Raw genomic sequence first — 15,670 nt, forward strand, 5'->3', positions numbered from 1 at the left:
TACCATGGACAAAAGAAGTTCAGAAAGTATGTAAAACAAAAGAGAAGCATACTAAAGCGGCCTAGCAGATACACTCTGTATCAAAGCTAGACCGCTTTTTCAATATACTTCAGTTTTTGACGCTTACATTAAATCCTAGTAAAAAAGCATCCAATCAACTAAAATGCCATTCATTGATTAGATGCTTTTATCTTTATAAATACACTACGAAAAGCAATGGATCCTTTTGACCCATTGCTCTTCTTTTTCTATTTTCTGACTAATTTAGCGTTAGCGACTTCAACAAATTGATTCTTACCAACTTGATAGAATTGCTTACCCTTAATAATCACAACTTTGCCATTATTTAGAACTGAGAGACTTTTACCTTTTTTAAGTACACGGTGACCATTGTACTTAACACGCTTGCCTTGCTTGTTGTATACAAAAGTATCCTTCGTTAAAACTAATTTCAAGGCTTTAACCGGTTTAGTACTTGAAACTTTAACGAATACATTCTTAGCAACTTGGTAGTACTTATGACCCTTAATAGTCACAACCTTACCATTATTCCAAGCAAGTAAGTACTTACCTTTCTTAAAGAGCAACTTCTTACCGTTACCGTGCTTTTTAGCAACTTTGCCCTTTGAAGTGTAACCACATGCATTCTTAGCTAATCTGAACTTCTTTAATTGTGACTTGTCTTGAGTAGCCTTAGGTTGATGTACATCTACTGAAGAGTTGTCTGCAGGAACTTGTTCAGATTGATTCTTTTGTTCATTACCTGAAGCTGAAGTGGCTGGTTCAGTCACAGGACTTTGAACATTATCATTACTTGGACTAGCTTGATTTGCTACTGGTTGAGAATCTGCACCATTACTGTTAACTGGTTCATTTGAAGCAACCTGACTTTGGTCGTCACCTTGGCTTGGTTGTTCAGTTTGAACTGGATTAGTTGAAACTTCCACGCTATGATCGTCACCACCACTTGGTTGTTTCTCTTGATCTGGCTTGTTAGCAGGTTGATTTTGGCTATTATTGTCTGCATTATCAGCACTTTGATCATCAGTATTTGGCTTAGTTACAGGGTTAGCTTGTTCACCGTTACCTTCACTTGGCTTTTGTTCTTGCTCAGAGTGTGAGCCCGCTTGATTATCATTCTTGTCATCATTAGGCTTTTGGCTTTGATCTTCATTGCCTGGCTTAGCAGCTGATTGATCATTACCACTTGATTGATCTGCATCAGTCTTACCTGTTTGTTCTGATGATTGATCGCCGCTAGCATCCCCTGACTTGTCGGCAGATTGATCTTGACCGGCATTTGGTTTTTGTTCTTGACCAGATTGACTATCATCATGACCTTCATTTTGACCATCATTGCCTGGCTTAGCAGCTGATTGATCGTTATCACTTGGTTGATTTGCGTCAGTCTTACCTTGATCCGGATTCTCAGTAGATTGATTATCATCAGTGTTATTTGACTTGTCAGCAGGTTGACCACTTGCTTGGCCATTTTCAGGTTTTTGTTCTTCACCAGATTGATCTTGATTATCCTTGTGATCGTCACCACTTGGATTATCTACAGGTTGATTATCATGTTGGTCTTGCTTATTGTCATTTGGCTTTTGATCTTCACCTGGTTGTGCTCCTGCTTGGTCACCCTTCTTATCATCATTAGCAGGTTCTGCAACATAGCTAGGATCATAATGAACCGTAATCTTCTTTTGTGCCTTATTGCCAAATTGATCTACTACTTCAACAGTAAAGACATGAGTAGTTGGTTGACCATTTTGATCATCTAATTTTTCTTCTTGGTCAAATTTGTATGAACCATACAAGTTAGGTGTCTTTTGGTCTGGATCGTTATAAATACCAGGAAGGTAATCGTAGCCAGAATTACCAAATTGACCAAAGACATTATCACCATTGATAAATACGTTGTAGCCATCAACGTTATCATTGGCTTCACCAGATAACTTGAAAGTTGGTTTATTTGTAGTAATTTCAACTTCGTCTTGATCACCCATTTGATCCACGGTAAGAGTTGGAACAACAGTATCAAGAACTAAAGTGACAGAACCACGTGTAGTTTTACCATCATTAGTTTTAAGGATGTATGACAATTGACGAGTTGCAGGATTATTAATAGTGAAAGTTACTGAGAACTTACCATTATTATGAATATCTGCTTGGTTTTCTGGAGCTACTTCATATGGACTATCAGCTAAGAAAGTTAAACTAATTACTGAAGGATCAACTTGACCAGTGACGGTAAACTTATGAGTTTCTGGATCATAGTATCCATTTTCGATAGCTTCATTACCTAATGCAGAAATACCATTATTGTTTAAGTAGTCAAAGTGGATCTTAGCATCATCAGTTGAACTTGAATGATCCCCTGGTCCGAAGGAATCCGCATCCGCTGCTTCGTCTTTGAAATCTACGCCAAGATCATCACGATCAGTGTAATTCTTTCTCTCTTCAGCATGTGGATTGTAGTAAACACCCAAGTAGTTAGCATCGTTAATTGGAGTTGGATCGGTTACTTGCTTAGCATTGAAAGTTGGACCATCGATTTCAACCCAACCTTGAAGAAGAGCACGCAAGTAAATACCAGTTGCATCATCCTTATTGATACTTGTATGGATGTGGAAAGTAGCAACCCCATCATGAACTTCACCAGTGTAAACTTCATGAGTAAAGTAATCCTTGGCAAAGGCTTTGACATTATCACCCTTTGGCACTGCAGCTTGAACGACAATATCTTGTGGATTTTCACCTTCTACTGAGTAGACGTGAGCACCAAATGATCTTTCTTCACCATCAACATGTTGCCATGCAAAATTAGCCTTAGGAGTAAAGGTAGTGAATTTACCTAAAACATTTTTACCAGCTTGATCTGAACTAAAGACAAAGTTTTGTTCATCAACACTAACTGGTAAAACGAATTGGCCTTGATCAACTTGAACCCATTTACCATTTACGTAGAAGTCATGGTCAGCGCCACCGCGAAGCATAAATACTTTACGATCAGCATTGTAGTCATCAGAGTTTTCATTAAATGGTAAACCATTAACAGCATTCCAGACAGCAATCTTCTTATGACCAGTAACAGGTGCAACATCGAAAGTTTGCGTTGCAGTGTTATCTGCTACATCGCTGAAGGCAACAGTAACTTTGTTAGCAGCACTAGTTAAAGCTTCTTGCTCTTCAGGAGTTAAAACGAAGACAAAGTGCCCTTTAGTCTTATCAGCATTATCAAAGTTTGACTTAGCACCATCATTTAATTTGAAACCAAAGACGTGATCGTTAACTGTTACAGTTGCATATGAGTAGTCAGTAAAGCCAGCTCCTGCATCAGCATAATCACCTGATAAAGTAAAGGTTGATGCATCGTATTGGACGTTGCTCAAAACTGGAGCAGTAGTATCAATGATAACTGGTGTATCGTTAGTTTGAACTTTGTGTTCACCATTATTGTACAAAGTGGCAACAAAACGGTAAGTGTATTGACCATCTGAAGCAACCACCATCTTACCAGTCGTCTTGTCGTAAAGCTTACCATCCCATTCAAGCGTATCTGAATTATTAACAGTACTGCTTAAATCCATCATGCCATTATGATCATCATGGTATGATTTTTCTGGGCCATGATTATCTGACAAAACGCGCACAACATTACCATTGGCATCAAGGATTTCGACCTTTAAGTCTTCTAAATTCTGCTTCAAGTAGGCAACTGGTTTCAGCAAGTCACTCTTTTGATTATTATTTGGTGAAAAGGCAACTTTCCCACTTTCATATAACTTAGCAACTTCTTTCCAGTTGTAAGTTCCATCAACATTAACTAAAGCTTTTAATGATTCTTCATCAGCAATCCCACGAGGGTAACTATCTTCGTTAACTAAATGATTACCTTGAATATCTGGAGCAGCGTCATTGGCATTCTGGTCAAAGACGTCTTCACTAGTCATGTCACCATAGTAACCTAAGTATGGTACAGAAAGGTCGACGCCACCGTTATTACTCTTGAAGTTCAAAAAGCCTTCAACTAATTGATTATTCTTTAAACCAGCAAGATTCAGAACATATTTAACTGTCTTAGTTTCATTAGCTGCTAATTCAACAGTATTTTCTCCAAAAACACTAGCACCTGCCAGTTGGACATCATGGAATAAACCAGTGTCTTCATCTCTAATTTCAGTAAAACCGCCACCCATATCATCAAAGGTGAAAGCTTGTGCTTGATTAGATAAGTTATGGAAAGTTAATTCAAATTCTGAACCATCCTTGATTTGGCGTAAACTCAATGAACCAGTGCCATTTGCAGCAGTAACATAAACTTGAGATTTAGTTGCTGCACCAACATTAATTTGACCAGCACCTTGTCTTCTTGGAGAAACCGGCGTATCAAACCCATATTGTGTTTGTGGAACTGCAGTGTTCATCAATAAAGCCTTAACTGCTTCAACTAAAGCTGCACCTTTCAATTCAGGATTTGTCTTCAATAATCTTTGTTTTACCAAAGTGGCAGCACCGGCAACAAATGGGCCAGCCATTGAAGTACCACTCATAGTAGTGTAGCCATTATCATTGGCAGTTGAAATGACATCTACCCCAGGAGCTGAGATATCAGGCTTAAGGGTGTAATCAGGTAATGGACCCCAAGACGTGAAAGAAGCCATATCACTGTTTTTACCTAAACCAGAATTTTCTGCAGCAACAGTAATCGCACCCCTAGCAGCACCAGGGTTAGCTACTGTACTTGAACTAAATGGTAAGTAGTTACCTCTTTCACCACCTGGTTGGTAATCTGTCAAATCAGTAATCTTACTTGGATTATCAACAGAAGCTGAGTTACCGTTGTTAGAAGCTGAAATTGAAACAATGACACCATGATCAATTGCGTATTGTACTGCACGTTGATCTGCGCTGTTTAAATCGGCAGCAGAAACTCCACCACCAAGTGACATTTGGATGACATCAGCACCTAAGTTGACGGCGTCATAAATTTCTTTTGCAAGATCTAAGGAAGTGGTAGTGTCGCCGAATACCTTAAGGTGAAGTAATTGTGCTTGTGGTGCAACCCCAACAACATATTCATTGTCACCATCAGGATGACCGTCTGCGGCAATTGTTCCAGAAACGTGTTGTCCGTGTGGTTCATTGTCAGGTCCCTTTAAATGCTCATTTTCATTGTCAACATAGTTGTAAGCATATGGAATCTTTTCGTTCACGTAACGACCATAGCCCAACTCTTTGATCTTTTCTTTCATTTCATCCGCAGTTAACTTTGGATCTTTAGGCATAGTTTGGAAATCTTTGTGGTCAACGTCAATTCCTGAGTCAATGACCGCTACTGCCATGTGTTCACCGCTATAACCTTGATCTCATGCATCTTGAACATTTCCTTTAACGTGATCTTGGTTATTAGCAGGTAATTCGACGCCATTTGCATCTTTTTGACCAGCTTTATCTGCAGTTTGGGCATCATCAGCTTGAGTATCCGCTTGCTGGTCATCATTATTTTGTTGACCAGAATTTTCTGCATTAGCTTGGTTATTATTTTGAGTCTGACTTTGTTCTGTATTTTGATCTTGATTTTCTTGTTGAACGTTAGTTGCTTGATTTTGATCTACTTCATCAGCTTTTACTCTGTTTGCTGAAAACAAGATGGCTGATCCAGAAGCTAAAGTAACAATCGCAGCTTTAGCCCACTTTTTGCCTAAAGTTTGCAAAAACTTAGAATTAGTGTGTGATTCTAAGTTATCTAATCGTTTCTTAGAACGATTAAGATAAACGAATTGGTCTGAATTATGATCGGATAATTCTTTCATCTTGCTATCCTCCAAATATGGTTTAATACTAGTGTTTATCGACTTTCATATATGAAATTGTCATAATAATAGCACGCTAAAATATTAAGAGTCAACGAAATATTTTAAATTTTATTTCAGATTTTTAATTTTAATATTATTTTGTAACCACAAATAGAAATAAGAATTCACAAAAAAGCACCTAATCAACTAAAATGCCATTCCTTGATTAGATGCTTTTTTGAATTTAAAGGATTTTTGTGAAAAGAATTATTTATACTTGCTTGATTTCATACAAGTATGACTGAAAATCATCACTTACCTGAGCGGTATCACCATTTGATCCATTGAACTGATATGGCTCGCGCAAGCCGAAATTCTTCAAAACGCGCCCACTAACTACTAGATCATGATTAATTGAATAAGTTTGCATATTATTTGAATTAGGGAGAGAAAAGTATTGATCTAGTGCCTCATTTGGCTTAGCTAACTTACGGAAGAAGCCCACCATTTGGTTAGAGCCTGCTTCTACTTCCCAGGCAAACTTATTTTTATCTTTAAGGGAGATAAGTTGCCGGAAAGTACCGTTAACTAACAGTTGGCGCCGTTTTTTATACCAGTCAATTTGGTCATTGATTTGCTCTTTTTCATCAGAGGAGAGTTGATTCAAATCGAGCTCATAACCCAGCGGACCAAAGCTGGCAAGATCTTGGCGAAACTTCAAACTAGTGTTGCGGCGAACCTGACTATTAGGAACTGCTGAAACGTGGTTACTGAAAGTTGAGAGAGGATATGCTAGCAAAGTTCCAGTCATAATGTCGATTCGTTCGGCCGCATCACTATCATCGCTTGGCCAGATTTGCGGACTATAATACAAAATTCCGAGATCAAAGCGGCCACCACCACTAGCACAGCCTTCGATTAATAGATCAGGAAAGGCCTGCAAAAGTTTGGCATACAAGTGATAAACACCGGTGATGTAGCGGTGGAAGAACTCACCTTGTGGTAAGCCTTGCTGTTTCAAATAGGCTGAATAAGCCTCAGTAATATTGCGGTTCATGTCCCATTTGACGTAATCAACCTGACAAGTCCGCAGAATTTTTACTATTTGCTGATAAATATTTTCAACCACTTCCGGATTGGCAAAGTCTAATACATACTGGCCACGAGCAATACTTACCCGTGGATATGGATGTTGCACTACCCAGTCAGGATGGTCGTGATATAAAGCCGTATCAGGCGACACCATTTCGGGTTCAAACCACAAGCCAAATTGCATCCCCATCGCATGTAATTGCTCACTAAAGTGTGCTAAGCCATGTGGAAACTTCTTTTGATTAACAGTCCAGTTGCCTAAAGATGACCGATCATTATCCCGATGACCAAACCAGCCGTCATCTAAGACGAAGCATTCCATCCCTAAATCTTTACCTTCACGGGCCAACTGCAATAGTTTTTCCTCATTAAAGTCAAAGACATAAGCTTCCCAACTATTAATTACAATTAATTACAATTGGACGCTTAGCATGCTGCCACTTGCGATCAATAATATGATTTTTAACAAAATGATGAGTTTGCGCCATCAAGCCGTTATAGCCTGCATCAGTGTAGAATAGGACAGCTTCTGGGCTAGTAAAACTCTCGCCCTGCTTTAATTGCCAGGTAAAAGTGGCAGGATTAATTCCCGTCATTAACCGGCTAGTGCCCCATTCATCAACCTCGACTTGACTAGTGAAATTACCGGAATAAATTAAGTTGCTAGCAAAAATCCGTCCTTGATTTAAAGTCGTATCGTGGCTCACCAAAGCAATAAAGGGATTTTCTTGGTGACTTGAAGCTCCACGTAAGGATTCAACTTTGGTAATGCCTTGCGCTAGTGGCCGAGTCATAATATGCCGCTCTTTTAACCAAGCGCCAGATAATTGTAAAAAGTCGTAGTCTGAATCTGGTAAAGACAAGACGGTACTCTGCATGTTTTGTAATTTAATTGTCTGTTGCCCTTGGTTCTTTACAGCTGCACGCCGTACAATGGCGGAACTATTTTTAAAAATGGTTATAGTACAATGTCAAACTTAGTTGATGATCAGGATCGACCAAGTGCACAGCTAAAGTTTCTGACTCGCCTTTTTCCACATAACTACTTGGAAAAGCTAACTTTCGTGGCTTGGATCCGTAATTTCATAATCTTGGTAAACAAAATTAGGATAGAAAACCTCATCCTGGCATTCAATGCTTAAGGCACCCTCGCGAAAATCTGACGTCCCATAAACAGGGTACTCTTGCATGCGGTCCGCCAAAGAAAAGTTATTAATCTCAGGGGAATACTTCACTGTACCAGATGATTTATTATCATGAATATTCATGTATTTCAGATCAGCTGACGTCAATTTACCCAGATCTTTTCCGTAGTACAAGTGGCCTAATTGACCATTTTCCATTACATAGAACAAGTAACTAACCTGCCCATTATGGAGGTAAAAATACTTGTTAGCAATTTGATCAATCATTTTCTCACCTCCCTTAACTTAAAGCCAATTGATCCAAATACTGAAGCCGCTTTTTCATGCCACGATTGTAAAAGAACTTATACAGTAAAGCTGCTAAGAAAAAGTAACTTTGTCCGCGAACCGTTTGCACATTCGTCTGTTCAGAATACAGTAATTGATTGCGACCATTTGGACTTTTTTCAAATTTAAAAGTCTGGGTAATCGTATGATTATGAGACTGCAAAGTTTGCAGTTGAAACTCACGCCCGGGATCGATTTTGGTAATTTTCATCCGGATCACTGAATCAAGCTTCTGCAATTTAGTTTTTAAAGTGGTCTGAATTTCATCACCCACATGTAAGTTTTTGATCTTAGCATCATGAGCTTGAAAGTATTTCAACTGTTGATCAAGCAAAGTCTGAAACAATTTTTGTGGACTAGCTTGATAAAAATAGCGATAAGTTAAAGTATCGGCTCTCATTTTCTACACCTACTCTGCAGTTTCCTTAGCCATTTGCGCTTGTTCGTCCTTCAAGTATGACTTATCTAAGACCATTAAGAATGGAATAAAGATGACAGTCATAACTACCACGTCAACTAATTGCAAGATCGCACCAGCAATTGAACCAGTTCCAAGCCAACCAGAAATGAAGATTGGCATTGACCAAACAACAGTCGCTCCAATTGGACGAGGTACCAAACCGATTGCGATGGCAACATAAGAAATTAAAGTTGAGGCCATTGGTGCTAAAATCCAAGGAATGAAAATCAATGGGTTCAGAACAACTGGCAAACCATAAGTCATTGGTTCAGAAACATTGAAAATTGATGGTACTAAGACCGTCTTCATCGTCGTTTTCATTCGCGCAGATTTAGCTAACCAGAAGGCAAAGACTAAAGCAATCCCCAGTTGCAAAACTTGCATGACAAAGACACCCATGAAGGTCGTATTAATAATGTGTGGTAAATGACCGGCATCGATGCCATTACGGTAGGCATTATAGTTTTGTAATGCTAAAGAATCCATGATTGGTTGGATAATTGAGTCGACCAATAAAGTACCATGAATCCCGAACCACCAGAATAATTGCATGAAGAAGACCGCAATCAAAACAGCTGGCAAAGTATCGCCTAACCCCATCAATGGTTGTTGCAAAACTTTATAAACAAAGTCAATTGCATCTTTGTATGAAGTGTAAGTGAAGATGTACCGAATACAGTTGAATAAGAAAAGTGGCGCCGCACCAGGAATGATGGCAACGAAGGATTGACCAATCATTGGTGGAACTGAATCAGGTAATTTAATAGTGATATTTGCCCGACTAATCCGGCAGTAAATTTCACAAGAAACTAAAGCAGTAATAATCGCTACGAACATCCCTTGAGCACCTAATTGCTGAATTGGGAAGAAGGCACCTTGAGTTTTATCAGTTCCGACTAAAGTCAACATTAAGAAACATGATAAGGAAACAGCACCGGCAAAGACCTTTGGTTGTTTATATTTACCAGCCAATTGATAAGCTACACCGAAGGCAATAAACATGGCTGAAATGTTCATTGTGGCGTTCCCAACTGGAGCAAAGAAATTGTTTAGAAAATCCAAGACTCCCTTTGGTAAGAAACCAGCAAAGCCGAAGGTTTGCGGTAAATTCTGTAAAATTACCATGATGGACCCAATCCTAGTTAGAAAATCAATGCTTTATAATGCCATTCGTTATGCTGATCTCGTTCTTTGAAAAATCAATCATGCATAATAAAGTATCAATTTTTTACGTACTTTTTACGTAAAAAGCCAGTCGACTTCTTAGTATCGACTGGCTTTTCTTATTTCTTCCTAGGGTCTTTTTCACCAGTAATGGCTTCCATCCCCTCTGTGGTAACTACCCATTGTCTACCAATCTTTCTAATAGTTCCTTTTGGAAACTTATTAGGATTCTGTTGGTAAAACAGTCTTACATAATTTTCAGCATGTCCCCAAATTTTAGATGCTTCTTGTGCATCCATAATGTCGGGAGTATCCAGATTTATCCTAACCATGAACTAATTACTCCATAAATTAACCAAGCTATTACACCAGTGATTAAAGCCCATTTAATGCTTTTAGCATACTTAGAATATCTTTTATCTTTAAAAATAAACATGATAAAATTAGATATGGCAAAAAACAAGAGGCCTGACCTCTTGCCTTTGTATTGCTAATTACGAAGAAGATGCTTTACAATCGCGTAGATTGCTTGAGCAATCGGAAGAGCTGGTATTGACCAAGCGCCAATTGCTGTCCACTTTGCAATCTGACGTTTGATCTCAAGCATCTTCTTTTTTTCTTCATTACTTTTCTTTGCCATATCTTGCCTCCTTTCTCCTTACATCTATTATATCACTACGCTTACGTAGTGATGTCAATAAAAAAACTAAAAAAATAAAAGTCGCCCAAAAAGGACGACTCTTACTTTTAAAGTATTTAAAATTTTACGTGCAGTTTGTATCCCACACGGTAATAATAAAATAACGGAGCTGATTACAGCTCAATTAAATTATATCACAAACGCAAAAAAGACCACCCCAAGGCGTAGTGCCTCAGAGTGGTCTCTTTTCGTTCTTTTTTCAAGGTTTAACTACATTATACCAGAACTCGGCATTTATCAAGGTTGATATACGTGTTGTTACCCGTACCAACTCTAGCCCAGTGCCAAGTAGTACCGGACGTAGATTTAAATGTTTTGTAGCCAAACATCTTCCACGTAGACCCAACTTTAAAGGTCTTGCCTACTACTTTGGTGGTTAAGTCCTTATGCCCTGCGGTAGGCTTAACAACAACAATCTTAGCATGAATTGTGTCGCTGTATGCTACAGGGTTGGCATGGAAATCGCCAGTTCTGCCGTCTAACCATTGATCATGATTAGCAATTTTGTAAAAGCCGTCCTTAGCTTTGGTAATGCGGTAAATCTTACCAGCACTAGTTGAGCCAACCTTTTTATCGTTGTTGGCATCAGACCAGAACGTGGCGGTCTTTTGCATAACTTTGAATGCCCCTAGATCATCAAATTCTACGGGTGCTTTCCAATGTTCGCCCATTGTTACACTTCCTTTGCTACTGCTCCACTCGGCTTTAGTGCCGTAGTATGCTGAAACATCAACTTTATAGCCACCAATTACAGTCGTTGAACTGTATTGGAACATCTTCATTGACTTCCAATGTCGTAAGCTGCCATAAATGGAACGTGGTTTAAAGCCGTAATGCGTATACATGTCATTGTACTGTGCGACCCACAACGGATAGCCGGTGACACTTGACCAGTTATAAGAGTTTTCATCAGATAAACCCATGTAAATGACTGGTGTCTTGCCCGTAAGTTGCTTCATGTGGGCTAATGCCGTCTTGGCATGTGCCACACCGCCACGAGTGATATTAACGCCCTCATAGTCAAGCACATGCAAGCCAATGTATTTAGCATACGGCTTAATGGTTTTCCAGTAAAAATCAATATTAGCGGTAGCATTACCACCGTCTGAGTAGTGATATGCACCGACTAGCAAGCCTAGCTTAGCAGCCTGCTTAACTTGACCTGCAAAACATTGGTTAACATACCAAGTTGATTCAGTGGCTTTGATAATAACACCGTCCGCACCTGCCTTTTTAAGAGCAGCTAAATTAACTGGACCGTTGTTACTGGACAGGTCCACGATATTAAGAGCCATTACTTATCACCCTTTTTCGTGGTGTCAGCATCGTCAGCATCTTCAACAGCTTCAATGCCGTCAACCTTGACTGGTGTTGGTGCTGGGTCTGATGCTTCCTCTTGTGACTTGGCAAGCTTAGCACCTGCAAGCGTTGCCTCAATGCAAGCTCGAATTTCAGGGCGGTACTTGTCAGCGTCCTTGACGGGCATTGGCAGTGTTTCAAGAAAATGCACCGCTAAGTTTTCAACGTACTTTTCCTTATCCTTACCTTGCCAGTCTTGGTTAGTTTCAGCACTATGGATGCCCCACTCAACTGCCATCTTAATTGCAGATTGAATGGCTTGTGACGCGTCAATATCTTGCCCCATGAGCTTGATCTTAACGTGGTGCTTTGACAAGTAGCCAAGCACTGCCGTTGCGACAAAGCCCAACACCAAGCCAAGCACTTTCACCAAAAATGTAGCCCAAAAATCATTCATTCTTGTTTAACTCCTTTCGTAATTTCTCATTTTCCTGCCTTAATTCCTTATTTTCCTTAACGACCATTCTGTAATCATCCTTCAGAAATTGATGGCTATCTTGTCTTGTTGTCCTCTTATCACTTAGATAACTCGTAAAAATGCCCAGCAAAAAAGGAGCTAGTACACTAAGTACGTCTTTAAGACCCTGCAAGTGTATCAGCTCCCTTCTCAATTTTGTGGCTCATACTCGTACGCAACTTGCATAAGGTTAGCTATTGCATAAAGTTCGAAAATGATTACGGGGTGAAATCTAAAGTAATTAGCACCAATCACGTGGAATGATTCAGCGACTAGCAGAACTGTTAAAAATGCTACTGAGACGCCCAAACCTAGCTTAATGACTAATCGCTCGTGAATGTCAAAAACACCGCACACGATTAAAATTAAGCCGGCAATTAAGCCGATTATATCAACCCAAACGTTATTCCAAGTTGGTGCTAAATTAGGTGGATAAAAAAAGTATGATCTATCCGCGATGAAGCACAACGCCAATGCTGCAATTAGCAGCCCTGTTTTAACAAAGTTCCAGCGACTAAGCTTGTGCTGGTTGTGTTGGTTGAGTTTGTTCTGCCACATAGTCTTCACCTGTGACTTTCTTGTATCCCGCTGGTGTTAAGCTCCCATCCTTTACTAAACCTTTGAAGTAGTCAGCACCTGCTAAGCCAAATTCAAAGTCCATAACCCAAATTTCTAAAAATAAACTTTCCAACATAATTAGTTACCTCCGTTTTCGTTCTTGTCTTGTGCTGCTGGTGCAGTTGGTTGGTCAGCCTTTGGCACAGCTAAGCCCATCATGGTCTTTTGTATGGTCATGATTAACTTGTTGGTGTTTTCTTGTGATGCCATCAACTTACCAAGCGTCTTGGTAATCATTCCTGATTGTTGAGTACCAACATTTTGAGCCTTCTTCACTGCTTCAATAGCTTGGTCTACCTTGGCGTTGGCTTGGTCAAGTTCGACACTCTTCTTGTCGAGTTGGTCGGACTTGTCTTGCAATTCCTTAATAGTTTCTTGTGCTTGTGCCAAGATTTGACCTTGTGCATCGCCAGAGTTTTCTTTCCATGCACCCAAACCGTTATTAAGCTTGTCGTCCCATACAGGGTCAACCATACCTTCTGCTGGTGCTTCTTTGTGCATTCTCCATGGCACAACGTCAAATGGAGTATCAGTAAACACTTCATGACAACGTTCGCCTTTAGTAGCCCCATCTGGGTTACTGTAGTAGTATACGTAAGTCTTTACGCTTACTGCTTGTTCTTGTGTAGCAGTTTCAGCACTTGCTACAGGTGTGTTAGTTTCGTCAGCCATAGTAGGCTCCTTTCCATTAAAAAAGCACGCAGCGAGTCACTACGTGCAAGTATTTTTAAAATTGATCAGTATATAAGTTCTGTAACCATTGATTTAGGTACCGAAAAAATACCTTGGTCAATAAAATAGTGATCAGTATAACTATCCCATAAGCAGTCTTTGTATCTTGACGTGTATTCAAAGCTGGGCTGATCCTTTACTTTTAACGTGCCCCAATAGTTGCTTTCATCAAAGGATATGACCGTCATGTAAAAAGTTGTGCCTGACACATCACTCATAGTCTCCCAGCGCAAGCCACCGCCTTGATCTCGGAAGGGACCAGTAATTGGCACTTTAGACGGGATTGTTACTCGCTTTGGATAGTGAGTGACGTTAACGAACTTGTCCTGGTTTAAAAACATAATCTCTGTGGTCACTTAAAACACCACCTTTCTACAGGTGATGATTTGCTTAAATGCTTGATATATGTGGGCTAGGCTGTACCCCCCCATTTTACTCCCTTGAATTCCGAACGCTTTGTAGAAATAAAATCAATTTCATTAGAGCCGTTGATAAAGTAATAGCCGAATTCTACGCTATTAGCGACTGCTTGCATACCGCTCGAGGTGTAACCAACGCCAATGCATTTAACAACAGCAGTACTACCACTGCTAGTAGCCCCATTGCTCCATAATAGGCCAGAACTATCGGCAAAATCTTTTGTCACAATTATACTGTCTGGTTTTGCTAAATATTCCTTGCCGTTTGCTTTAATGCTTGTAGTGTTGTTGTCCACGCTAAACCAGTTTTTGAGTTGATATTTGATATGATCAATCATGCGATCACCTCATTTCTAAAAAGTGACCGCAAAGCTTGATATACGTGGGTTAGGAGGCTATTTACCCCCCCTATTTGTAAAATTTCATCTTTATCAAGATAGAAAATTTGATTGTTAAATTCAACGGCGTAGTAAACTTTTGCACCAATAATTTGATACTGATTCTGCTTGCCGGAAAATCTCTGTTTCATCTGCATGTCAAAATCATTTAACTGATACAAATGACAAGTGAACGGAATGTACACCGTACTTCCAACCAGGGTTTTAACCCATTTTTTAACGTTATAAAGCATATGGTCTAAAGCCATGCTTACACCTTCTTTCTTTAATTATCAGTGATAAAGGCTATGCGCTGTGGATTCTGATTCTCCCAGTTTTGTGCATCAGATTCTTGTGACTTGCTAAAGCGCTTGCCCTCGATATAGTTTGCCTTAATGTATCTAATCTCTTGGGCTTGGTTGATCACCGTGTTTTGCAAGCTAGTTATCGTTGCCGCCTGCTGGTTAACCTGATCGATCAGATGAGCGAGCTTATCAGCCGTCCAGTCATCATCATACAAGTTAATTGTGTATGTGCCATCGCCATTGGGAGTAGCGCTCCACGTCTTGTCCTGCGGCTGACCGTTACTGTCCAGCATCTGCTTGCGGAGTTTGAGCTTGCTTAGATCAAATTTACTAATTTGACTTTGCAACTGCTTTTGCAAAGCATCTAAGTCATCTTGCTTAGCATATGATTTCCAGCCGTACCATACACCTCCGTTTTTGTTGTTAACCCAAATGCGGTTATCTTGATCTAAGATCATGACCGTGCCAAAGCCATCTTTAAGAAGCTTAAAAGCATACATCCAGCTCTTATTGTTCATGCCACTTGGTAAGTTTTTTAACCCTTGTACATTATTGACTTCGATAACGCCCCAAAAGCTGTCGTCACTTAGTAGGTCGTAGCCGTCAGACACGTTTTTAAAATTAAGCTTGCCATTGTTGAGATTGCTAATTGCACCGTTTAGGTTATTCTTAGCCTCCTCTAAGTTAGACTGCACGGCGTTCTTTGCGTCTTGCACT

General features: G+C 39.7%; 14 protein-coding genes and 4 pseudogenes. All 18 read right to left on the reverse strand.

Features of this window, described 5'->3' with window-relative positions; genetic code table 11:
- Positions 1-248: 248 nt before the first annotated feature.
- Complete coding sequence (locus tag EJK17_RS12165) at positions 249-947, reverse strand: SLAP domain-containing protein (RefSeq protein WP_103661983.1); 699 nt, start codon at positions 945-947, stop codon at positions 249-251.
- A gap of 693 nt (positions 948-1,640) precedes the next feature.
- Positions 1,641-5,816: pseudogene (locus tag EJK17_RS10020) on the reverse strand (S8 family serine peptidase); the annotation flags it as partial.
- A 253-nt stretch (positions 5,817-6,069) separates the two neighbouring features.
- Positions 6,070-7,245, reverse strand: coding sequence for an alpha-galactosidase (locus tag EJK17_RS11900; RefSeq protein ID WP_246011981.1), 1,176 nt, complete (start codon positions 7,243-7,245; stop codon positions 6,070-6,072).
- Positions 7,246-7,288: 43 nt separating this feature from the next.
- Positions 7,289-7,486: an alpha-galactosidase gene (locus EJK17_RS12110; protein ID WP_342769187.1), complete on the reverse strand. Its 198-nt coding sequence runs from the start codon at positions 7,484-7,486 to the stop codon at positions 7,289-7,291.
- Between the two features lie 18 nt (positions 7,487-7,504).
- A pseudogene (locus EJK17_RS11910) lies at positions 7,505-8,302 on the reverse strand (glycoside hydrolase family 36 N-terminal domain-containing protein); the annotation flags it as partial.
- A gap of 13 nt (positions 8,303-8,315) precedes the next feature.
- Complete coding sequence (locus EJK17_RS10030) at positions 8,316-8,762, reverse strand: DUF3284 domain-containing protein (RefSeq protein ID WP_103661978.1); 447 nt, start codon at positions 8,760-8,762, stop codon at positions 8,316-8,318.
- A 9-nt stretch (positions 8,763-8,771) separates the two neighbouring features.
- A pseudogene (locus EJK17_RS10035) lies at positions 8,772-9,965 on the reverse strand (PTS sugar transporter subunit IIC); the annotation flags it as partial.
- 140 nt (positions 9,966-10,105) lie between these two features.
- A complete protein-coding gene (locus EJK17_RS10040; protein ID WP_103661976.1) occupies positions 10,106-10,318 on the reverse strand; it encodes a helix-turn-helix domain-containing protein in 213 nt (70 codons plus the stop codon).
- Between the two features lie 158 nt (positions 10,319-10,476).
- Positions 10,477-10,626, reverse strand: coding sequence for a hypothetical protein (locus EJK17_RS11515; RefSeq protein WP_168180791.1), 150 nt, complete (start codon positions 10,624-10,626; stop codon positions 10,477-10,479).
- Positions 10,627-10,901: 275 nt separating this feature from the next.
- Positions 10,902-11,981, reverse strand: coding sequence for a glycoside hydrolase family 25 protein (locus EJK17_RS10045; protein ID WP_103661975.1), 1,080 nt, complete (start codon positions 11,979-11,981; stop codon positions 10,902-10,904).
- The gene (locus tag EJK17_RS10050; protein ID WP_103661974.1) at positions 11,981-12,442 is read right to left on the reverse strand and encodes a hypothetical protein; all 462 of its coding nucleotides are present in this window, start codon (positions 12,440-12,442) and stop codon (positions 11,981-11,983) included. The genes EJK17_RS10045 and EJK17_RS10050 overlap by 1 nt, the downstream gene beginning before the upstream one ends.
- A gap of 210 nt (positions 12,443-12,652) precedes the next feature.
- The gene (locus EJK17_RS11655; RefSeq protein WP_201738266.1) at positions 12,653-13,060 is read right to left on the reverse strand and encodes a hypothetical protein; all 408 of its coding nucleotides are present in this window, start codon (positions 13,058-13,060) and stop codon (positions 12,653-12,655) included.
- Positions 13,017-13,196 carry a hypothetical protein gene (locus EJK17_RS10065; RefSeq protein ID WP_103661972.1) on the reverse strand — a complete coding sequence of 60 codons (180 nt, stop codon included), beginning with the start codon at positions 13,194-13,196 and terminating at the stop codon, positions 13,017-13,019. Before EJK17_RS10065 ends, EJK17_RS11655 begins: the two co-directional genes overlap by 44 nt.
- 2 nt (positions 13,197-13,198) lie before the next feature.
- Complete coding sequence (locus tag EJK17_RS10070) at positions 13,199-13,792, reverse strand: hypothetical protein (RefSeq protein WP_103661971.1); 594 nt, start codon at positions 13,790-13,792, stop codon at positions 13,199-13,201.
- Positions 13,793-13,857: 65 nt separating this feature from the next.
- Entirely contained in the window at positions 13,858-14,208 is a 351-nt protein-coding gene (locus tag EJK17_RS10080) for a hypothetical protein (protein WP_103661970.1), read from the reverse strand.
- Positions 14,209-14,264: 56 nt separating this feature from the next.
- Positions 14,265-14,609 (reverse strand): hypothetical protein, encoded by a 345-nt coding sequence (locus tag EJK17_RS10085; protein WP_103661969.1) that lies wholly within the window; start codon positions 14,607-14,609, stop codon positions 14,265-14,267.
- Positions 14,606-14,917 (reverse strand): hypothetical protein, encoded by a 312-nt coding sequence (locus EJK17_RS10090; RefSeq protein ID WP_127796399.1) that lies wholly within the window; start codon positions 14,915-14,917, stop codon positions 14,606-14,608. Before EJK17_RS10090 ends, EJK17_RS10085 begins: the two co-directional genes overlap by 4 nt.
- 17 nt (positions 14,918-14,934) lie before the next feature.
- Positions 14,935-15,670, reverse strand: a pseudogene (locus EJK17_RS11520) (hypothetical protein); the annotation flags it as partial.

The sequence above is a fragment of the Lactobacillus xujianguonis genome (assembly GCF_004009905.1).
Taxonomy (GTDB): domain Bacteria; phylum Bacillota; class Bacilli; order Lactobacillales; family Lactobacillaceae; genus Lactobacillus; species Lactobacillus xujianguonis.

Excerpts from the sequence above, each read along its gene's own strand:
- EJK17_RS12110 (WP_342769187.1), bottom strand. The coding sequence starts at position 7,486 with ATGACGGGAATTAATCCTGCCACTTTTACCTGGCAATTAAAGCAGGGC.
- EJK17_RS10030 (WP_103661978.1), bottom strand. The coding sequence starts at position 8,762 with ATGAGAGCCGATACTTTAACTTATCGCTATTTTTATCAAGCTAGTCCA.
- EJK17_RS10040 (WP_103661976.1), bottom strand. The coding sequence starts at position 10,318 with ATGGTTAGGATAAATCTGGATACTCCCGACATTATGGATGCACAAGAA.
- EJK17_RS11515 (WP_168180791.1), bottom strand. The coding sequence starts at position 10,626 with ATGGCAAAGAAAAGTAATGAAGAAAAAAAGAAGATGCTTGAGATCAAA.
- EJK17_RS10045 (WP_103661975.1), bottom strand. The coding sequence starts at position 11,981 with ATGGCTCTTAATATCGTGGACCTGTCCAGTAACAACGGTCCAGTTAAT.
- EJK17_RS10050 (WP_103661974.1), bottom strand. The coding sequence starts at position 12,442 with ATGAATGATTTTTGGGCTACATTTTTGGTGAAAGTGCTTGGCTTGGTG.
- EJK17_RS11655 (WP_201738266.1), bottom strand. The coding sequence starts at position 13,060 with ATGTGGCAGAACAAACTCAACCAACACAACCAGCACAAGCTTAGTCGC.
- EJK17_RS10065 (WP_103661972.1), bottom strand. The coding sequence starts at position 13,196 with ATGTTGGAAAGTTTATTTTTAGAAATTTGGGTTATGGACTTTGAATTT.
- EJK17_RS10070 (WP_103661971.1), bottom strand. The coding sequence starts at position 13,792 with ATGGCTGACGAAACTAACACACCTGTAGCAAGTGCTGAAACTGCTACA.
- EJK17_RS10085 (WP_103661969.1), bottom strand. The coding sequence starts at position 14,609 with ATGATTGATCATATCAAATATCAACTCAAAAACTGGTTTAGCGTGGAC.
- EJK17_RS10090 (WP_127796399.1), bottom strand. The coding sequence starts at position 14,917 with ATGGCTTTAGACCATATGCTTTATAACGTTAAAAAATGGGTTAAAACC.